Origin of the sequence: Aquimarina sp. I32.4 (genome assembly GCF_002924285.1) — a bacterium.
Classification (GTDB): domain Bacteria; phylum Bacteroidota; class Bacteroidia; order Flavobacteriales; family Flavobacteriaceae; genus Aquimarina.
This window is the reverse complement of record NZ_PGUB01000001.1, coordinates 25249-44117: the sequence shown is the minus strand read 5'-3', so window position 1 is coordinate 44117 and position 18869 is coordinate 25249. Positions and strand designations below refer to the sequence as shown.

At 31.6% G+C, this 18869-nt stretch carries 17 protein-coding genes; 10 read left to right on the top strand and 7 right to left on the bottom strand.

From position 1 onward, the window contains the following. The first annotated feature begins 13 nt into the window (after positions 1–13). From CVD18_RS00145 to CVD18_RS00125, 5 genes are read left to right on the top strand one after another with little or no spacing between them, the layout of a single operon-like run. The gene (locus CVD18_RS00145) at positions 14–1198 is read left to right on the top strand and encodes a DUF2062 domain-containing protein (protein WP_233194438.1); all 1185 of its coding nucleotides are present in this window, start codon (positions 14–16) and stop codon (positions 1196–1198) included. Beyond that, a complete protein-coding gene (locus tag CVD18_RS00140) occupies positions 1198–4908 on the top strand; it encodes an MMPL family transporter (RefSeq protein ID WP_103863420.1) in 3711 nt (1236 codons plus the stop codon). Before CVD18_RS00145 ends, CVD18_RS00140 begins: the two co-directional genes overlap by 1 nt. Beyond that, entirely contained in the window at positions 4892–6433 is a 1542-nt protein-coding gene (locus CVD18_RS00135) for an NAD(P)/FAD-dependent oxidoreductase (RefSeq protein ID WP_103863419.1), read from the top strand. The genes CVD18_RS00140 and CVD18_RS00135 overlap by 17 nt, the downstream gene beginning before the upstream one ends. A gap of 45 nt (positions 6434–6478) precedes the next feature. Beyond that, positions 6479–8164, top strand: coding sequence for a C45 family peptidase (locus CVD18_RS00130; protein ID WP_233194437.1), 1686 nt, complete (start codon positions 6479–6481; stop codon positions 8162–8164). Beyond that, positions 8161–9447: a phenylacetate--CoA ligase family protein gene (locus tag CVD18_RS00125; RefSeq protein WP_103863418.1), complete on the top strand. Its 1287-nt coding sequence runs from the start codon at positions 8161–8163 to the stop codon at positions 9445–9447. Before CVD18_RS00130 ends, CVD18_RS00125 begins: the two co-directional genes overlap by 4 nt. Before the next feature lie 68 nt (positions 9448–9515). Here CVD18_RS00125 and CVD18_RS00120 read toward each other — a convergent pair whose 3' ends face one another. The 3 genes from CVD18_RS00120 to CVD18_RS00115 all read right to left on the bottom strand — a co-directional run bounded on the left by CVD18_RS00120 (position 9516) and on the right by CVD18_RS00115 (position 11983). Then, entirely contained in the window at positions 9516–10199 is a 684-nt protein-coding gene (locus tag CVD18_RS00120) for a DUF4386 domain-containing protein (protein ID WP_103863417.1), read from the bottom strand. A 269-nt stretch (positions 10200–10468) separates the two neighbouring features. Further along, positions 10469–10633: a hypothetical protein gene (locus CVD18_RS22455; protein ID WP_158250356.1), complete on the bottom strand. Its 165-nt coding sequence runs from the start codon at positions 10631–10633 to the stop codon at positions 10469–10471. Between the two features lie 111 nt (positions 10634–10744). Further along, positions 10745–11983 (bottom strand): toxin-antitoxin system YwqK family antitoxin, encoded by a 1239-nt coding sequence (locus tag CVD18_RS00115; RefSeq protein WP_103863416.1) that lies wholly within the window; start codon positions 11981–11983, stop codon positions 10745–10747. Between the two features lie 362 nt (positions 11984–12345). Here CVD18_RS00115 and CVD18_RS00110 point away from each other — a divergent pair, with 362 nt between their 5' ends. From CVD18_RS00110 to CVD18_RS00090, 5 genes are read left to right on the top strand one after another with little or no spacing between them, the layout of a single operon-like run. After that, positions 12346–12753: a response regulator gene (locus tag CVD18_RS00110; RefSeq protein ID WP_103863415.1), complete on the top strand. Its 408-nt coding sequence runs from the start codon at positions 12346–12348 to the stop codon at positions 12751–12753. Positions 12754–12774: 21 nt separating this feature from the next. Then, entirely contained in the window at positions 12775–13320 is a 546-nt protein-coding gene (locus CVD18_RS00105) for a heme NO-binding domain-containing protein (RefSeq protein ID WP_103863414.1), read from the top strand. Continuing rightward, positions 13313–14905, top strand: a complete 1593-nt coding sequence (locus CVD18_RS00100) for a PAS domain S-box protein (protein ID WP_103863413.1) — start codon at positions 13313–13315, stop codon at positions 14903–14905. The genes CVD18_RS00105 and CVD18_RS00100 overlap by 8 nt, the downstream gene beginning before the upstream one ends. A gap of 3 nt (positions 14906–14908) precedes the next feature. Beyond that, positions 14909–15229: an Hpt domain-containing protein gene (locus CVD18_RS00095; RefSeq protein ID WP_103863412.1), complete on the top strand. Its 321-nt coding sequence runs from the start codon at positions 14909–14911 to the stop codon at positions 15227–15229. A 13-nt stretch (positions 15230–15242) separates the two neighbouring features. After that, a complete protein-coding gene (locus CVD18_RS00090) occupies positions 15243–15962 on the top strand; it encodes a LytTR family DNA-binding domain-containing protein (protein WP_103863411.1) in 720 nt (239 codons plus the stop codon). Here CVD18_RS00090 and CVD18_RS00085 read toward each other — a convergent pair. From CVD18_RS00085 to CVD18_RS00070, 4 genes are read right to left on the bottom strand one after another with little or no spacing between them, the layout of a single operon-like run. Next, positions 15954–16766 carry a hypothetical protein gene (locus CVD18_RS00085; protein WP_103863410.1) on the bottom strand — a complete coding sequence of 271 codons (813 nt, stop codon included), beginning with the start codon at positions 16764–16766 and terminating at the stop codon, positions 15954–15956. The two genes, CVD18_RS00090 and CVD18_RS00085, sit on opposite strands and share 9 nt — an antisense overlap. Continuing rightward, complete coding sequence (locus CVD18_RS00080; protein WP_103863409.1) at positions 16766–17383, bottom strand: hypothetical protein; 618 nt, start codon at positions 17381–17383, stop codon at positions 16766–16768. Before CVD18_RS00080 ends, CVD18_RS00085 begins: the two co-directional genes overlap by 1 nt. After that, positions 17380–18483, bottom strand: coding sequence for a glycosyltransferase family 4 protein (locus CVD18_RS00075; RefSeq protein WP_103863408.1), 1104 nt, complete (start codon positions 18481–18483; stop codon positions 17380–17382). The genes CVD18_RS00080 and CVD18_RS00075 overlap by 4 nt, the downstream gene beginning before the upstream one ends. Further along, entirely contained in the window at positions 18484–18867 is a 384-nt protein-coding gene (locus CVD18_RS00070; protein ID WP_103863407.1) for a hypothetical protein, read from the bottom strand. Between the last annotated feature and the right edge of the window lie 2 nt (positions 18868–18869).

Here is an 18869-nt window from a genome sequence, read left to right as displayed (position 1 = left end):
AACACTTCATTGAGTGATAAACCAGTGTACACAACAAATTGAAGCATTTAATGTATGTGTGATAATCCCTACCTACAATAACTGTAACACATTACAACGAGTTATTGATGGTGTATTACCATATACTTCTAATATTATTGTGGTCAACGATGGTTCTACCGATACGACCCCCAGTATATTAGAAAAATACTCACAGTTACACCAAATTCATATCCCAAAGAATAAAGGAAAAGGCAATGCCCTACGTGTTGGGTTTACTTATGCAGAGCAACACGGGTTTGATTATGCCATAACAATAGATTCTGACGGGCAACATTTTCCTGAAGATCTATCGACCTTTATGACCACCCTAGAAAATTCTGAGAATAAAAACATACTGCTTATTGGTGCTAGAAACATGGATCAGGATAGCGTGCCAAAAAAGAGTAGTTTTGGAAACAAGTTTTCTAATTTTTGGTTTTGGGTAGAGACTGGTATAAAACTTATGGATACACAATCTGGATATAGATTATACCCGTTACAGTCACTAAAAAACATAAAATTTTACACTTCAAAGTTTGAATTTGAAATTGAAGTTATTGTAAAAGCTGCATGGAAAGGTGTAGATGTGCAAAATGTTCCAGTAAGAGTATTATATGATATGACCGAGCGGGTTTCTCATTTTAGACCATTTAAGGATTTTACCAGAATAAGTATTCTTAATACCTGGTTGGTTATTGTTACTTTTTTCTATATAAAACCCAGAAATGCATTTCGGAAAATTAAAAAAAAAGGGTGGAAACGTTTTTTTTATGAAGATTTTTTAGAAAGTCATGATTCCCCACAAAAAAAAGCACTCTCTGTTTCTCTGGGAGTTTTTATTGGATTATCACCACTATGGGGGTTTCACTCTATAATTGTCATTTTTCTCGCGGTTGTCTTACAACTGAATAAGGTAATTGCTTTTGCTTTTTCTAATGTAAGCTTCCCTCCTTTTATTCCATTTATCGTTTTTGCTAGTTTAAAGCTAGGAGGTTTTATTTTAGGGCACAATTATTCTATTTCGATAGATGAGATTACAGAAAATTATAATTTTATAAACGACTTAAAAACATATATTATTGGTAGTTTTTCTTTAGCTATTATTACAGCATTAATTCTAGGGTCCTTGAGTTATATTATCCTCTCGTTATTCAATAGAAAAAATAATATTTCATAATGGATACGTTTTTTATAAAAGTATATCAAATTATCATTTCCAAAAAAATAGGGAGTAGTATTGCTATGCTTTTCTTATTCTCGGGTTTAATTTTTGTAGCTACAAGAATTGAGTTTGAAGAAGACATTACAAAATTAATTCCTACCAATGATAAAACCAGTGATGCTCAAAAGGTACTTAAAACGGTTAATTTTGCGGATAAAATCATTGTAAATATTATGCGTGACTCTGTAGGTTCTGTAGATGACCTAACAGATTATGCAACTTCTTTTATTGATAGTATTACTAAAAAATCAGGAACCTATATAAAAAACATACAAGGTAAAATAGATGATGATAATGTCCTTACTACACTAGATTTTGTATATCAAAACCTACCTTTATTTCTAGATGAACAAGATTATAAAACTATACATAACAAAATTCAAAAAGATAGTATTGATGCTATAACGAGTCAAAATTATAAAACCTTAATTTCTCCTACAGGACTTGTTGCCAAAAAAACAATTTTAAAAGACCCTTTTGGGTTATCATTTATTGCGCTCAAAAAACTACAACAACTTAATATAGGGGATCAATTCACTTTATATAATGGGTACTTACTTACCAAGGACAAGAAAAATATTTTGTTGTTTATCAGTCCCGCATTAAAATCTAGTGAGACTTCAGAAAATGCAAAATTTGTAGCTGATTTATATGATATTAATACGCAACTTAATACTGCCTATAAAAACAAAGTAAAAAGCGAATATTATGGAGCAACATTGATGGCTGTATCCAATGCACAACAGATCAAAAAAGATATTCAGCTCACCATCAGTATTGCACTTACTATATTATTAATCATTTTGGTACTTTTCTATAAAAAGATAACCATTCCGATCATATTATTTGTTCCAACCTTATTTGGAGGATTACTAGCTATTGCTTTATTATTTTTGATACGAGAAAAAATATCTGCCATATCATTGGGTATTGGCTCGGTATTACTTGGTGTTACACTGGATTACTCTTTACACATCCTTACTCATATAAGAAGTAATAACTCGATCAGTAGTTTATATAAGGATATCAGTAAGCCTATTTTAATGAGTAGTCTTACTACTGCTTGTGCTTTTTTATGTCTTTTATTTTTGAGTTCTCAAGCTTTACAAGACTTAGGGATTTTTGCAGCAACCAGTGTGTTAGGAGCCTCTTTATTTGCTCTTATTTTTATCCCACAGGTATACAGAGATACATCAAAAAAGGAAAGCAAGAAAACTAGCATTGATACCTTGGCCTCTTATAAGCTTCATAAGAATAAATGGTGTATTATTGGTCTGGCAGTAGTTTTATTACTTAGTGTATTTACATATAACAATGTCTTTTTTAATAAAGATTTAGCGCAATTAAATTATAAATCAGAAGTTCTAAAAGATGCAGAAACACGATTGGATCATTTATTGAATATTGCCAAAAAATCTATGTATATCGCTACCTATGGTAATAATGAGCAAGAAGCGCTAAAAACCAATGATCATATCTACAAAAAGTTATCTGAACTTAAGAAACAAGATGAAATAATCGATTTTAGTTCTATTGGCGCCTTTGTACACTCAAAAGAAAACCAACGTCAAAAGATTAATTTATGGCATCAATTCTGGAATACACAAACTATACAAAACACCAAAAATGGTCTTATAGAAAGTGGAGAAAAACTAGGATTTAAGCACAATGCGTTTCACTCCTTCTATACATTATTAGGTAAAAAATTTGATCCTATATCGGTTCAAGATTATACTGCCTTAACAGCCTTTACACTGGATGATTATATTACTACCAAAAATGACTTTACCACCGTAACTTCTCTTATAAAAGTAGATCAACATAATACAGAAAAAATACGAAGCCTTTTTAAAAATAAAAAACAAACGATTCTTATAGATAGACAACATATGAACGAAACTTTTTTAGGTAACCTAAAAAATGATTTTGATACTCTTATAAAATATTCATTGATTGTTGTTTTACTTATTCTATTCATCTTCTACAGAAGCCTTTCTCTTACTATCGTTACTAGTATTCCTATATTTTTGACTTGGTTATTAACTATTGGTATAATGGGGTTATTGGGAATTGAATTTAATATATTCAACATTATTATCTCTACATTTATTTTTGGTCTTGGTATCGACTACAGTATATTTATTACAAATGGGTTATTGACAGAATATAAAACAGGAGAGAGAACATTACCTACTCATAAAACATCTATTATTCTATCCTTGATCACTACGGTTTTGGGAGTAGGTGTATTAATCTTTGCAAAACACCCAGCCTTATACTCTATCTCTATAGTTTCTATCATTGGCATTTTATCTGCGGTTTTTGTTGCCTTTACCATTCAACCTATTCTATTCACTCTTTTTATAGGTAGTAAAACAAAAAGGCCCATTACATTACGATTATTGGTACACTCTACCATCTCTTTTGGTTATTTTGGTATCGGTGGTCTTTTACTTTCTATATGTAGTGTAACTCTAATGAAGATCATTCCTGTTTCCAAAAAAACAAAAATGAAATGGTTTCATACCATAGTTTCCAAGTTTATGAAATCGGTATTATATTCTAATCCATTTGTAAAAAAGGAAATTATTAATCCTCATAATGAAACCTTTGATAAACAAGCTATCATTATTGCCAACCACACTTCGTTTTTAGACATTTTGACTATTGGTATGCTTCACCCAAAAATGATTTTTTTGGTCAATGATTGGGTATATCACTCTCCAATTTTTGGAAAAGCAATACAAATGGCAGGGTTTTACCCTGTGTCTAGCGGGATCGAGAACGGCTTGGATCATTTACAGGACAAAATTGCCCAAGGATATTCTTTGATGGCTTTTCCAGAAGGAAAAAGATCGAATACCAATACTGTAAAACGGTTTCATAAAGGAGCTTTTTATCTTGCGGAAAAATTTAATTTAGATATTATTCCTGTTCTAATTCATGGTAATTCTGAGGTATTACCAAAAGGTACTTTTATTATTAAAGACGGGAGCATCACCATAAAAATACTAGATAGAATCACTGCAAAAGATCCTCGTTTTGAAGATGTATACTCAAAAAAGACAAAACAGATCAGTGCCTATTTTAGGAAAGAATTCAGCGAATTACGAAAAACAATTGAACAAAGCGATTATTTTCATAAAATCATTTTAGAAGAATATAGATATAAGGGCAACATCACCTATAAAAATGTTTATAAAGACCTTCAAACAAATAAAGAAACCTACTATCATATTATTAATACAATAGATAAAAAGAATACGATTATTCATCTTTCTAAAGATTCTGGGCAATTAGATTTTCTAGTATCTTTAGACGCGGCAGATCGTAGGCTTATAAGTTATATAGAAAATGATGCATTGCGAACTTTGGTAAAAAACAGTTACATAACCAATAATCATAGTAAGATTACAATTACCAACACAGCACAAGAAGCATTAATACAACAGCCCAAAACACTCATTATAAACCTCTCTGATATAGATAAAAACCAACTAAAATCTATATTAGAACAAAAGTATGATACCATCATTTTATTAAAAGAAGGAATACAATATTTAAAAAATATTGAGTCAGAATTTTACAAAAATGAACATCATAGTGATAACCTTATTATCTTGAAAACTATAAATGACACTAAGCAAAATGAAAGATCAATATAATGTTGTAATTATTGGAAGTGGTCTGGGAGGATTGATCTCTGCTAATATATTAGCCAGAGAAGGATATAGCGTCTGTTTATTAGAAAAAAATAATCAATATGGGGGTAATCTACAAACTTTTGTAAGAGACAAGACTATTTTTGATACAGGAGTACACTATATAGGTGGGCTTTCTAAGGGTCAAAATCTTTATCGATATTTTACTTATCTAGATATTATTGATGATCTAAATCTAAAAAAATTAGATGAAGATGGTTTTGACATCATTACTTTTGGCGAGGATGCTACAGAATACAAACACGCGCAGGGGTATCAAAATTTTATAAAAACACTGCTGGATCAATTTCCTGATGAAGAGAAAGCAATTAGAACATATTGCAAAAAACTAAAAGAAACATGTGATCAATTCCCGCTATATCATCTCAAAAATGGGAAATCTTATATTGAAAACATTGATCTTTTTGAGTTGGGGGCCAAAGAATATATAGATAGCATAACAACCAATAAAAAGCTAAAGGCTGTTTTATCTGGCTCAAACCTATTATATGCTGGTGATGCCAAAATCACTCCTTTTTATGTACATGCCTTATCTGTAAATTCATATATCGAGAGTGCATATCGATGTGTCAATGGTGGTGGTCAAATTTCTAAAGCTTTGATTAAAAAACTCAAAAAATTTGGAGGCGAAGCTTATAAATATAAAGAGGTGGTCAAATTTAATTTTGAGGATAAAAAAATAACCTCTGCGATTACAAAAGATGGAACCGAAATCAAAGGTGATATCTTTATCTCTAATGTAGATCCTAAACAAACATTAAAACTTATTGGAGAACAAAAGCTTAGAAAATCCTATGTAAATAGGATACAAAAAATAAAAAGTGTGATCTCTGTTTTTAGTGTTTATATTGTACTAAAACCTAAGTCATTCAAATACATAAATAAGAATCATTATCATTTTAAAAATGAAGATAGTGTATGGAACAGTCAAAACTATACACAAGAAAGCTGGCCTGAGACTTATATGATCTCTATGGGAGTAAATAAAAATATGGATGAATGGGGAGAGAGCATTACAATAATGACCTATATGCATTATGATGAAGTGGCTCCTTGGGAAAACACTTTTAATACCGTAGCGCAAAAAAATGACAGAGGGCAGACTTATGAGGAATTCAAGGCTCAAAAAGCAGAAGCCTTAATTAAAGAAATTGAGAAAAAATTTCCCAATATCAGAAACTGTATTCATGATGTATATACTTCTACTCCGCTATCGTATAGAGATTATATTGGTAATAATCGTGGATCGGCTTATGGGTATATCAAAGATGTAAATAACCCTCTAAAGTCTTTTGTTCATCCTCGTACCAAAATCAATAATTTATTATTTACAGGTCAAAGCCTTAATATGCATGGTATTTTGGGGGTAACAATCAGTGCTGTAATTACTTGCTCAGAATTATTGGGTAGAGAATATTTATTAAATAAAATAGTTGAAGCAACTATAAAAAAGAAAGATTCTCTTTAGAATTAAGTTTACGACCAGTACTAAAATGCTAAAAAGACAATAGTTATGAACATCAAAAAACGCATGATACCTAGGTTTTTATGCTATCTGGCGTTACCGTTTCTACTTATTTCTTGCGGAATTTCTAAATCTCTAAAAGATGTTCCTGATCTTAGTGCATATAATAGTGACATCACCCAACGGATACAACTATCTGACACTACTTTTGTAGCTGGAGAGAGCTTTCTTACCAAAAACAAACAAAGACTCTGGGAATTCTATGTGACAGGAGATCCTCTAGAGAGAGGGTTGCTTACAGGGCATCTAACTCAGGAACTGTTTCATACTCAAGAACATGTTTTCTTGTCTAAAGTAAATGAACTTGTACCCTCAAAAACAAAACAAAACTTGCTAAGAAAATTTTTGGCTTGGTTCAACAGAAAAATGTATCTGCATGTCCCAGAAGAGTACAAAGCTGAGATTTATGGTCTTTCTAGATATGCCTCTGATACTTATAATCATATTGCAGATCCATATTTGAGGATTCTTTATTTACATGGGGCTCACGATATTGGTCATGCGTTACAAGATCTCGCCCTAGTAGGGTGCTCATCGTTTGCTGCCTGGGGAGATAAAACTGAAGATGGAAGCTTGATTATTGGCAGAAACTTTGATTTCTATGCTGGAGATGATTTTGCCAAAGAGAAAATTATTGCTTTTACAGCTCCCAATCAAGGACACAAATTTATGTCTGTAACTTGGGGAGGAATGATTGGTGTTGTCTCGGGGATGAATGAGCATGGTCTTACCGTCTCTATCAACGCAGGGAAATCAAAAATTCCATTAATCGCCAAAACTCCTATATCTATTGTTACTCGAGAAATTTTGCAATATGCATCTACCATAGAAGAGGCTGTTGCAATCGCAAAAAAAAGACAGGTCTTTGTTTCTGAATCAATATTTGTAGGAAGTGCAAAAGATAAAAAAGCAATCCTGATTGAAGTGTCACCAAAGAATTTTGGAGTATACGAGGTACCTAACTCTAATCAACTTATTTGTTCTAATCATTTTCAGAGTAAACCCTATGCTAATGATAAAAAAAACAAAGCGCATATCAAAGAAAGTCATTCACAGTACCGCTATGAGCGAATGCAAGAGTTATTGCACCAAAGCCCTAAATTAACTCCAAAAATTGCAGTTGATATCTTACGAAATAAAGAAGGACTGGCTAACAAAGAAATTGGATATGGTAATGAAAAAGCGCTCAATCAATTATTAGCACATCATGCAATTGTTTTCAAACCTGAACAACGATTAGTCTGGGTATCTTCAAACCCATATCAATTAGGAGAATTTGTGGGGTATGATCTAAACAAGATATTCAAAAACTCATATAAAAATGCAAAAAACACAACGCTTGCAGATCCACACCTTACTATAGAAAAAGATTCTTTTCAATATACTACAGCCTATAAAAACTATGAGCGTTACAGGCAATTGAAAGATACAATTAGTACTGCTATCAATACCAAAAAAAGTCTTTCTCCTGATATTCTCAAAAATATACAGGATAGTAACCCTGAATATTGGAAAGCCTATTTTATTGCAGGCAGATACTATGAGCAACAAAAAAACTATATTGCTGCCCTACGAGCTTTTCAACAAGCAATTACAAAAGAGATTACTACGTTTCAAGATCAACAAAAAATTGAATCGTATATCAAAAAATTAAAAAGGAAGGTAAAAAAATGATTCCCGAAATAGAAAAAGCATCACTGGATCAGATCAAAATGATACAGGAACAAAAACTAATCGAATTAATGCAGTATCTATCTGATCATTCTGCATATTATCAAGGAGTTTTTAAAACCCACAAGATACTTCCTTCTTCTATCAAAACGCTAGACGATTTGGTGACCATTCCTGTTACTACAAAAGAGCAACTACAACAATATAATGATGACTTTATCTGTGTTGATAAACGTGATATTATAGATTATGTTACTACTTCTGGAACTTTGGGAGAACCTGTAACCTTTGCTTTGACAGACAATGATTTAAAGCGTCTTGCTTATAATGAGGCTATTTCTTTTGCTTGCGCAGGGGTACAGCAAGATGATATTTTACAATTGATGACCACTATTGATCGTCGCTTTATGGCGGGGTTAGCTTATTTTTTGGGTGCGCGAGAACTGGGAGCAGGAATTATAAGAGTAGGTGCAGGAATCCCCGAATTGCAATGGGATTCTATCCTCAAATTCAAGCCTACCTACCTTATCGTAGTCCCTTCTTTTTTATTAAAACTTATTACCTACGCTAAAGAACATAATATTGATCTTAATTCCTCTGGAATAAAAGGTGCTATTTGTATCGGTGAGTCTCTTAGAGATCAAGATTTTACGCTGAATACGCTTGCAAAAAAAATAAAAGATCGCTGGAATATAGAATTGTACTCTACTTATGCCTCTACAGAAATGAGTACTGCATTTACAGAATGTAGTGAGCAACAAGGAGGGCACCACCACCCTGAACTTATCATTGCAGAAATTCTAGACGATCATAATGTTCCTGTTGCCGTAGGAGAGACGGGAGAACTTACCATCACCACTTTGGGAGTAGAGGCAATGCCTTTATTACGATTCAAAACTGGTGATATGGTCAAAGCACATACTACACCTTGTGGGTGTGGTAGAACTACGATGCGATTAGGCCCTGTAGTAGGTAGAAAACGACAAATGATCAAATATAAAGGAACCACTTTGTATCCTCCTGCGATGTACAATATCCTTAATGATTTTAGTGAGGTAGATAATTACATCATAGAGATTTCTCATAACAACATTGGTACCGATGAAATCCTAATCAAAATAGCTGTACAATCTCCTACAGAAGAATTATTGCATGATATAAAAGATCATTTCAGAGCAAAACTTAGGGTTTCTCCAAAAATAGAATTTCATGATAAACAACATATTCAGAAATTGCAGTTCCCTAAACTAAGTAGAAAACCAGTGATTGTTATTGATAAGCGATAAGATCAAAAACAAAAGTAGAAGTATAAAGAATGAAAACTACTTCCTAACATTAACCATTTGTATATTCTCTATTCATCTGCTAGCAACTTCTTTTTATCAAAACCTTTAAATATCAAAAACAACCCTAGAAATAATTCTAAAAATGCTGTTGGTACATTTAAAACCAAATATTCTGTTGTAATGATTTCTACAACTTGAAATAAAACTAAAATACTTGCTAATAAAGACAAGGTTGTCCCTAATAATCCCCATATAGAAATCCATTTGGGAACTAATTTTGATTTTATCAGTAAAGTATACATCATAAAATTACTGACACATAAAGTCAAAATCATGAATACATGGTTTATATAATCACGTGTAATTTTAAGCATATTCCCTACGATCTCAACACTCAAAATAGCATTGGGTAAGTCTTTTGTAAATTCTTGGCTCAACGCTAAAATTGACAACAATACTATGGTACCTATTACTACAAGTGTTGATGCTATTATTCTAAAACTCAAAAAACCAATCGATAAAGCGGCTCCAAATCTTTTGACCATAGGATATAACAATATCCCAACACCTACATATATCAAAGACATCATAAATTGTGAAGCTACCCCCAAAAGTACTTGATAGGTATTTGTAGAAGCCTCGATTAGATACTTTTCAGAATCAACTGCTGGAGTAATACTAAAGATACCAGCGACCATACTTGCTATAAACAACATCCCTATTAATGCACTTTCTCTTTTTATCGAATTCATGGTTTCTTTTTATACTACAATATACTATTCATTTACTGTTTTTTGAGGGTTTCTAATTTTATAAAATCCCACACCATCTCTACATAAGACTGTTTATCAAAAAGTTAACACTAGTTCAGTTTTGATTCCCGTCTATATTTAAAAGGTTTGGTCATTTATATATCTATTTTTCACTTATAAGATACATCATATTCTATTCGTAATAGAGTCCAAATCTTCTAGATTTCAGGTGATGTATTGATTGATAACGATATGTTATTAGAGCTTTTTTATTTTTCAGATTCTATTTTTTCAAGTCTTGATTGTAATTCTATAAATTTTTTATTTAGTAAACTTAATTCCTCATTCTTTTTTTCAAGCTTTTCAATTTTTGAATCTTGAGATTTTAGCTTCTTTTCTTGTTGTATTGTATTTATAAAGGTATATGTATTCACACTTAAAATTGTTACCTAAATATTTTGAGCAATTACTTCTACTAATCATCAGACTCACTTAACCCATCTTATTTATAGGCTTTTAATAGAAACACAACCTTTTCCTTATAATCATTCACCTATAAACATACATTCTTCTGGTTTCTTTTTTCTATATCGTAAAACTTTGACAGGAAGAGGAGGGGCTGGATCATCATTTGTAAAAAGAGCATTATAATTATGTCCATCTACTACATATCGATAAACATGAATATACTCTACACTCCTTGTCATAACTTGTTTACTTAAAATTTGCTCAAAAGATTTTACGGTCGACTCTCCTACTATTGTTTTATTGAACTCTGCTTTTATTCTTGGCCAACGCTTCTTTACTTTTAGACGACGTAATTCTTCATAAGCCTCCCTTTTCTGTTGCCGTTCCCATTGGACTGTTCTTGTCTGCGCCTCATCACCTTCTCCTGTAAGTTTTATAAGTGTAATTTCTGCATGCTCAGCTATTGCACTCATATAACTTTCTATAGTAGCGTTTTGATGATGTGTAATTTTTATCATTTTCTGAACTAAGGGAATAGCTTGTTGATCACCTCTAGTACCAATAATAGCCAGTGCGGTTTTAACTACTTTTTCTAAGGGATGGTCTAACAGTTTGTATAAAAAACTCTGTGCACGAATGTCTTCATCTTTTAACCTCTTATGCAACCATCGGTATATTGCACTCTCTACAAATTGATTATCGGCCGATAACATATCAAATGCATGTTTATAAAGATCTTCTTCATTATATATAGGTGATTTACCATCTACTTCTTGAATAACACATTTCTCATTAGCAGTAAAACACTTATTTATATCATTGTTTGATTCATAAAGTAAAATTCCATCTTGTGTCCAATATCGATCCCTACTATCTGACCGATCATATTCTCTTTCTCTGATTAATATACCTTGAGAGTTGTATTCGCGAAAAAAATAATCTGTGCCATTTTCATTATTTCTCAAATAGCTTAATAATGTTCCTGATTCATACCACTTAAACTTTTCTTTTATAGCTTCGTCCTCTTCGTAATACCCATCCTTGGCTAATTGACCATTTGCATAAATCTGTACACATCTTCCGTTTCGAATACCATCTCTCATTGTGTCTTCACTTATTACCCCTCTAAATTCAGACCATGCAATCCCATTAAATGGCTCTTTGTTATAATAATATGATCCTTCGTCCAAAATATATGGGTCTGGCACATACTCTAAATCATCATATTTAACACGAGGTTCCTCTGTAAAAAAAGGCCTTTTCACCTTTCCTTTTCTCTGTAAACTAATTGCTTTTTCTTCTTTTAAACAACTCATAGGTTATATTGTTTTCATCCTATTGATATACAAACCTAATTGAATTTTTATTAAGTAAAAATTATTCATGACAGGGATCAGAAATTTTTTATTTTCCTTCGGTTTTAAATATTCATAGAAATATAAAATCATTTATTCTTTGGTTAAAAAAACAATTTGCTTCTACTTATAAGAACTTATTGAGCTGCCTTTTCTTTAGCCATTTCTAAATACATTATCATTTTCTATTTATCTTTATAGAAATACCATTCATCGAAAGTAATCTACATTCCACCGAAAGAACAATTATTCCCTGTAATAAAAAGAACATCTTTAATATTGCTAGGAAACATTATTTAACTTAACTTAAAACACTAAAAACAATGAGTTTAACTTTTTTATTAATTGATGATGATGAAGTAGAACGATTAAAATTCGCACGAGTACTGCAAAAAAACGGCTATACACACAAACTCATAGAAGCAAAAAACGGAGAAGAGGCTTTACTACACCTAGAAAACAAAGAACAGCTACCTGATTTGATTTTATTAGACCTTAACATGCCAAAGATGAATGGTCTCGAATTTCTAAAAATCTTAAAATCTGATGCTGCTCTTAAATATATTCCAGCAGTTATTCTAAGTACATCTAATAATCATAGTGATCTAAAGGGCTGTTATGAAACAGGAATCACAGGCTACATTGTAAAACCATTAAAATATCAGGATTATGAACATAAAATAAAATGTCTGGTAGAGTATTGGAGTATCAATGATCTTGTACAATTATAATTTTTTAAGTATCGACGTATTATGAAGGGTATTGTATTTACAGAGTTTTTAGAATTGGTAGAAGATAAATTTGGACTGGCAGTGGTTGATAAAATCATACAACAATCCAATCTCCCATCACAAGGAGCATATACAGCAATAGGCACCTATAATTTTTCTGAAATGTTAAGCTTATTGAATCACTTGAGTGAGCATACACAATTGAGTATTGATGACCTTCTTTTGGTCTATGCCGAGCATTTTTTTAGTGTATTGGTGACTAACTATTCTGGGTTAATAAATATGTACTCTGATCCTATCGAATTATTATCTTCTATAGAAAACCATATTCATGTAGAGGTCAAAAAAATATATCCCGATGCAGAGTTGCCCACCTTTGAAATACAAGAAAAAACAACATCCAAACTCGTCATGATATACAAGTCGAGTAGGTCAATGTATAGCTTTGGACTAGGATTAATGCGTAAAACTTTTGAGCATTTTGATACTACTGCAAATATAACTATGGAGAAACTAATGTCAGACGGAACAGAAGTAAAATTTAGTATCGTAAAGACAAATGGGTAATGACGAAATACATATTTTAAAAAGGGCTTTACAGAGAGAAAAAGCGGCACGTAAACAGGCTGAAAAAATTCTTGAAGAAAAATCAGGAGAACTCTATCATATAACTCAAGAATTAAAAAAAGTAAACAAAAAATTAAAAGATCGGGTAGGAGAAAAAGAATCTGAACTACAAGGAGTATTTGATAATCTGGTCGATGCATATGTACTTATGGATATATCTGGCAATGTTCTAGAAATGAATGATACTGCAAAACAACTTTTTGGGTATGATATCGCACAAGAAAAACTTAATGTGGTAGGGCTTATCTATAAAGATGATTATCGCTATGCTATGGAGTCATTTCAGGAATTAATTGCAAAAGGTTCTTTTTCTGATTATCAGGCCAGAGTATACACCAAAAAAAATGGGGTGAGAACCGTACATATCAACGCTAGCCTTATCAAGGATAAAAACAAAAAACCAATTGGTGCACAAGGCATTGTTACCGATATCACAGAAAAACTTGTGCAAAAACAAATATTCGAAGAGCAAAAAAAACAATTATCTATTATAGTAGAAAACTCTTCGCTGGGGATTGTATTGGCACAATTTGGTAAAATATTACAAACCAATAAAGCCATCCAAAATCTATTGGGATACACAAAAAAAGAGTTACAACAAAAAGAGGTTAAGGACATTTCTGTAAAAGATGAATATGATGCTGTTGCAGATGATCTGGAAAAAGTAAATACTGGACAAATTGATAATTTATCTATAAACAAAAGATATAAGAAACGAGATGGCACTTCTTTTTGGGCAAAAACCAATGTTTCTGCTGTACGAGATCATAACGGAAACATCAAATACCAAGTAGCTCTTATCGAAGATATTACCGAACATCTAGAATCTGAAAAACAACGTGATTTATTGGTAAAAAAATTAGAACGTAGTAATAATGACCTGAATGATTATGCACATATTGTATCTCATGATCTAAAATCTCCTTTGCGTAGTATGAATGCACTTATCACATGGTTAAAAGAAGATTATGAAGACACTCTTGATGATGATGCTCATAAATCGCTAGATATGCTACTAAAAAAAGTAGATAAAATGGATCACCTAATCAACGGGATTCTAAAATATTCTAGTATTGATAAACAAGAGCACCCTAATAAAAACATTGCGCTCAACGATATTCTGACTGATATAATAGATGTTATTCATATTCCTAATCATATCTCTATATCGATCCCTCAAAACTTACCAATTATCAAAGGAGATAAGTTTAGATTACAACAGCTATTTCAGAACCTAATCAGTAATGCTATAAAATATAACGATAAAGAAAAAGGAACTGTAAAAGTCTCTTGCAAAGATGAAGAAGAATTCTGGGAATTTGCCATTTCTGATAATGGACAAGGTATTCCTAAAAAATATCATGATAAGATATTTCAGATATTTCAAACATTAGATGATAAAAAAGAATCTACTGGAGTGGGGCTATCAATCGTAAAAAAAATTATTGATCTATATAATGGTTATATATGGATTGAATCGCAAGAAGGAATTGGAACTACTTTTTATTTTACTTTAAAAAAATAACCTATGAACGAGACCCCTAACCTTATTTACATCAAAGAACTTTCTGCTGGCTCTCAAGAGTTTGAACAAAAGCTGATTGCCATTGTAAAACGAGAATTCCCAGAAGAAAAGAATGAGTTTTTTACTAACTATACCTCAAAAGCATACTTAATGGCAGCAGAAAATGTGCATAAACTGAAACATAAAATAGGAATGCTAGGTTTTGAATCAGGGTATCAGATCACTATAGATTTTGAAGAAGGTTTAAAAAAGAATGATCCTTCATTATATTCAAAATTTATAGTAATTTTAGATACTATAGAACATTTTCTTAAAACGCTTTAAAAAACCAACTTATATGAACTGCATAATTATAGATGATGAAGAGACTTCTAGGTTTATTATAAAACAGCTATGCTCACAAGTAGAGGAGTTAAATGTAAGTCAAGATTTTCCTAATGCAATTCAGGCTATCAAGTTCTTAAACAAAGAAGCTATAGATCTTATATTTCTAGATATTCACATGCCTGATTTTACAGGATTTGATTTTATAGATACCTTAAAAAACCCACCACAGGTAATTCTAACTACTTCTGATAAAAAATTTGCTCTTGAAGCTTTTGAATATGATTGTATTGTAGATTATTTGGTAAAACCTATTACTTTGCCTCGGTTTCTAAAAGCAATCCAGAAAGTAGAAAATACTCCAAAAACCACACCTGTAATAGAAAAGACTACTGAAACCCTCACCACAAATCAGATCGAGAAAAACGAACTCTATATAAATATTGATCGTAGGTTGATCAAAATAAATATACCTACTATCAATCTGGTAGAAGCCAAAGGGGATTATGTATTAATCAAAACAGAAAAACAGAATTATACAGTACATTCTACCTTAAAAAAAGTAGAAGAAAAACTACCCGATGATCTTTTTCTAAAAGTACATCGCTCTTACATAATAAACATCAAAAAAATTATTGATATAGAGGATAACAGCGTTCTTATCGCAAAAGATGTGGTTCCTGTAAGTCGCTCTAATCGCCCTGAATTAATGAGACGATTAAACTTATTGTAATTCATTCTTATTTTTACGTTTAAACTGATCATCAAACCGCCTTTTGAAAGGTAAAAAATATTGTTTGTTACGGTACTTTTGAGTAGCAAAAAAAGTATTGAAACCACAGGCAGTAAAAATTTTTGTTGATTGCTCTAATAGCTGAAGAATTGGGTCTTTTGCTAAAATTACGGTAACATTTTCTTCTACAAACTTTATAGTATTACAATATGTCTGTATATAAATATGCTCTTTATTCTTTTGATATAATTTAGCTAGCTTATATAATTGGATCACCTCTTCTTCTGGTTCTGAATGAATTATAAGAAAAAAAGGAGCTTTTACAGGGTATGTATCTATAGTATGATACACAAAGCCATCAATAATAGACAAATGTATTTTCTCTTTATAATTATAATAATCTAGTTCTATTCCTTTTTCTAATACAACCAACTCATCATACCATGGTGAGGTATACTCATCAAAATAAGATGTTTTGAGGATACGAGTAAGTAGCGTTTTTTTTACTGATACCTTAGACAAAATAGTTAGTTCTCCATAAAAACCACACGGAAAAACATCTACCACAAGCTCATCAACATTGTTATTATCAATGCATCGAGTGAGTGTTTCAGAAAACAATGCATGATCCTTAAAAAAAGGATCAGGATAGTATTGCACTGTTATTTCTTGTGGAAGATAGTTTTTGTGTTTTGAATTTGTTAAAATAATACAGGATGACAACTTAATTTTTTTAATACGTATATAACTCAGTATTCTATTGAGATGCCCTAACCCTGACCCATATACATAAAACAATTTCATTACAGTTGCTCTATCAATCCTGCTAGAATAAACATTCTTTGTTCTTCGGGAATTTCTTTTATTGCCAAAATAGCATATCCGTAATAATCCTGATCAGAGGACAATTGATATATAGCTGTATCATTAGCCACTACAAAAGAAGCGTTAAATTGTACTCTATACAACTCTTCTTCATTCTTTTTTATTTTTATTTTGCCTTCTTTATTTTTTATTTCGAATGCATTTTGGTTCTCTTCATTGTCAGAAATTTTAATCTTGTCTGGGTATACTTTAATTTTCCAAAGAAGATTCGAATTTTCATCTCTTAGTTTAAAACCTTCTCCTTTTAACTTTATTTCATATACCATAGTACCATTGGTATAGAATTTATGTTTACCTGGTTTAGTCTTACTTGTATATGTATTTCCTCCTACATTTATTTTTAAAGGATTTAATGCAAACCCTCCTATTTTATCTCCTGCAGGCGTTGATATCTCTATTTGACTATCATCAATCGTTGTTGTTTCTACCTCCTCAGTAATAACAGTTTCTTTTGATGAATTGTTTTCTGTATTTGTCTTACAGCTACTTATTATTAGTAACAAGGATACTAGTGCTATGATATAACTATTTTTCATAATTGTAATTTTGTTAAATAATTTGTAATCTCTTTCTCCTGAGTGTATTCATTGTTTATCTTATCAAATAAACGTTGTGCAATTTCTAATTTATTTTCTGGACTTAACTTATGTACTTTAATCAGTACTTCTAGTAAGCTAGAAGGTTTTAATGGATTAAACAAAAAACCATCTTCTTCGTGTTCTATTACATCTTTTATTCCTCCTACTCTTGATGCAATCACTACATTTTTTGAGGCTCCTGCTTCTAGTAATACATTAGGCATACCATCATAAAAAGAAGGGATCATTACAATATCTGCTGCATGATAAAAACCAATCAATTCATTTTTATTGACAAAAGGAAAAAACCGTACTCTAATATCCAATTGATCAATATAATCCTTTGCCGATTCCTCTATATCGCCAACCATCCAAACTTCATACTCTTCTTTGTAATTAAACGATGAGAACGTATTTGAAAACTCAAGAATTCCTTTTTTAACTTTTAACTGCCCTATAATAACAATCCGCTTTTTTTCTTTGGAAAGTTCTTTTAGTGCACTAATCTGTGGCAATTGGCTTTTTGCTGGCTTCCATAAGTTACAATCAATCCCATTTTGTGTAAAGTAAACATTGGGATGTTCTATAAGCTTAGTTATTTTCTCTTTTTTCTCGCTTGTAACAGTAAATATGAATTTTGATTGATGTAATGTATATAATAATGCTTCTCGTCTTTTTGAAAAAATGGCTTCATCAAAATCATTTCCTCGTATCAAGGTAATCAGCTCTTTATCTATCCATTTTGATATAATAGGTCCCAAAACAATCGGTAGATGCCCGCCAAATGCGACTACGTATTGTATTTCATCTAGCATAGGTAATTCTTGTATGAACTGCGATGCCAGATTTAGTGTGAATTCTTCTGAATGGTATACTGGTACTGTAGAATAACTTCCTTTTACAGCAGCTTCTGTATGAAATTTTGTTTTTCTATTGTTAAAATGTACTATGTGTACATCTATTTTGTGTTTTCTAAAATTACGAATCAATCGATCGCATGATTCGGCCATTCCTCCCTTACTAGGATGATAATGTTGTGTAATAAATAAAAGACTCATCTAGCTATCAAAATAAGAGGTATTATCGTCAATATCATCATACATACCATAAGTACTGGTTGCAAACAAATACCCATAATCTTCTGCTATAAAAGACATGTACTCATATTCTTTATGAAATCTTTCTATCATTTTTCTGCGCCATACATATCTGTCTTTTGAGTATAGTTCTATATCCTTGGTTAGCCTTGTATCTTGTTCTGTAAAACAGCTTAAGCAAAAGTGACGGGTTGGAACGATAGATTTCTGGTCTTCTATTGGTACAAATGCATGAATATTACATATAGGCTTATTACATTTCTCACAAGCATGAACCATCATGGCATCGCAAGTTCTCAATACAAACAACCCGATTGTTTCTTCACATTTTTTTCTCTCTTCCATGG

Bases quoted from the DNA above. Each gene is read 5' to 3' on its own strand.
- CVD18_RS00140 (WP_103863420.1), top strand. From the start codon at position 1,198: ATGGATACGTTTTTTATAAAAGTATATCAAATTATCATTTCCAAAAAA.
- CVD18_RS00135 (WP_103863419.1), top strand. From the start codon at position 4,892: ATGAAAGATCAATATAATGTTGTAATTATTGGAAGTGGTCTGGGAGGA.
- CVD18_RS00130 (WP_233194437.1), top strand. From the start codon at position 6,479: ATGAACATCAAAAAACGCATGATACCTAGGTTTTTATGCTATCTGGCG.
- CVD18_RS00125 (WP_103863418.1), top strand. From the start codon at position 8,161: ATGATTCCCGAAATAGAAAAAGCATCACTGGATCAGATCAAAATGATA.
- CVD18_RS00120 (WP_103863417.1), bottom strand. From the start codon at position 10,199: ATGAATTCGATAAAAAGAGAAAGTGCATTAATAGGGATGTTGTTTATA.
- CVD18_RS00115 (WP_103863416.1), bottom strand. From the start codon at position 11,983: ATGAGTTGTTTAAAAGAAGAAAAAGCAATTAGTTTACAGAGAAAAGGA.
- CVD18_RS00110 (WP_103863415.1), top strand. From the start codon at position 12,346: ATGAGTTTAACTTTTTTATTAATTGATGATGATGAAGTAGAACGATTA.
- CVD18_RS00105 (WP_103863414.1), top strand. From the start codon at position 12,775: ATGAAGGGTATTGTATTTACAGAGTTTTTAGAATTGGTAGAAGATAAA.
- CVD18_RS00100 (WP_103863413.1), top strand. From the start codon at position 13,313: ATGGGTAATGACGAAATACATATTTTAAAAAGGGCTTTACAGAGAGAA.
- CVD18_RS00095 (WP_103863412.1), top strand. From the start codon at position 14,909: ATGAACGAGACCCCTAACCTTATTTACATCAAAGAACTTTCTGCTGGC.
- CVD18_RS00090 (WP_103863411.1), top strand. From the start codon at position 15,243: ATGAACTGCATAATTATAGATGATGAAGAGACTTCTAGGTTTATTATA.
- CVD18_RS00085 (WP_103863410.1), bottom strand. From the start codon at position 16,766: ATGAAATTGTTTTATGTATATGGGTCAGGGTTAGGGCATCTCAATAGA.
- CVD18_RS00080 (WP_103863409.1), bottom strand. From the start codon at position 17,383: ATGAAAAATAGTTATATCATAGCACTAGTATCCTTGTTACTAATAATA.
- CVD18_RS00075 (WP_103863408.1), bottom strand. From the start codon at position 18,483: ATGAGTCTTTTATTTATTACACAACATTATCATCCTAGTAAGGGAGGA.
- CVD18_RS00070 (WP_103863407.1), bottom strand. From the start codon at position 18,867: ATGGAAGAGAGAAAAAAATGTGAAGAAACAATCGGGTTGTTTGTATTG.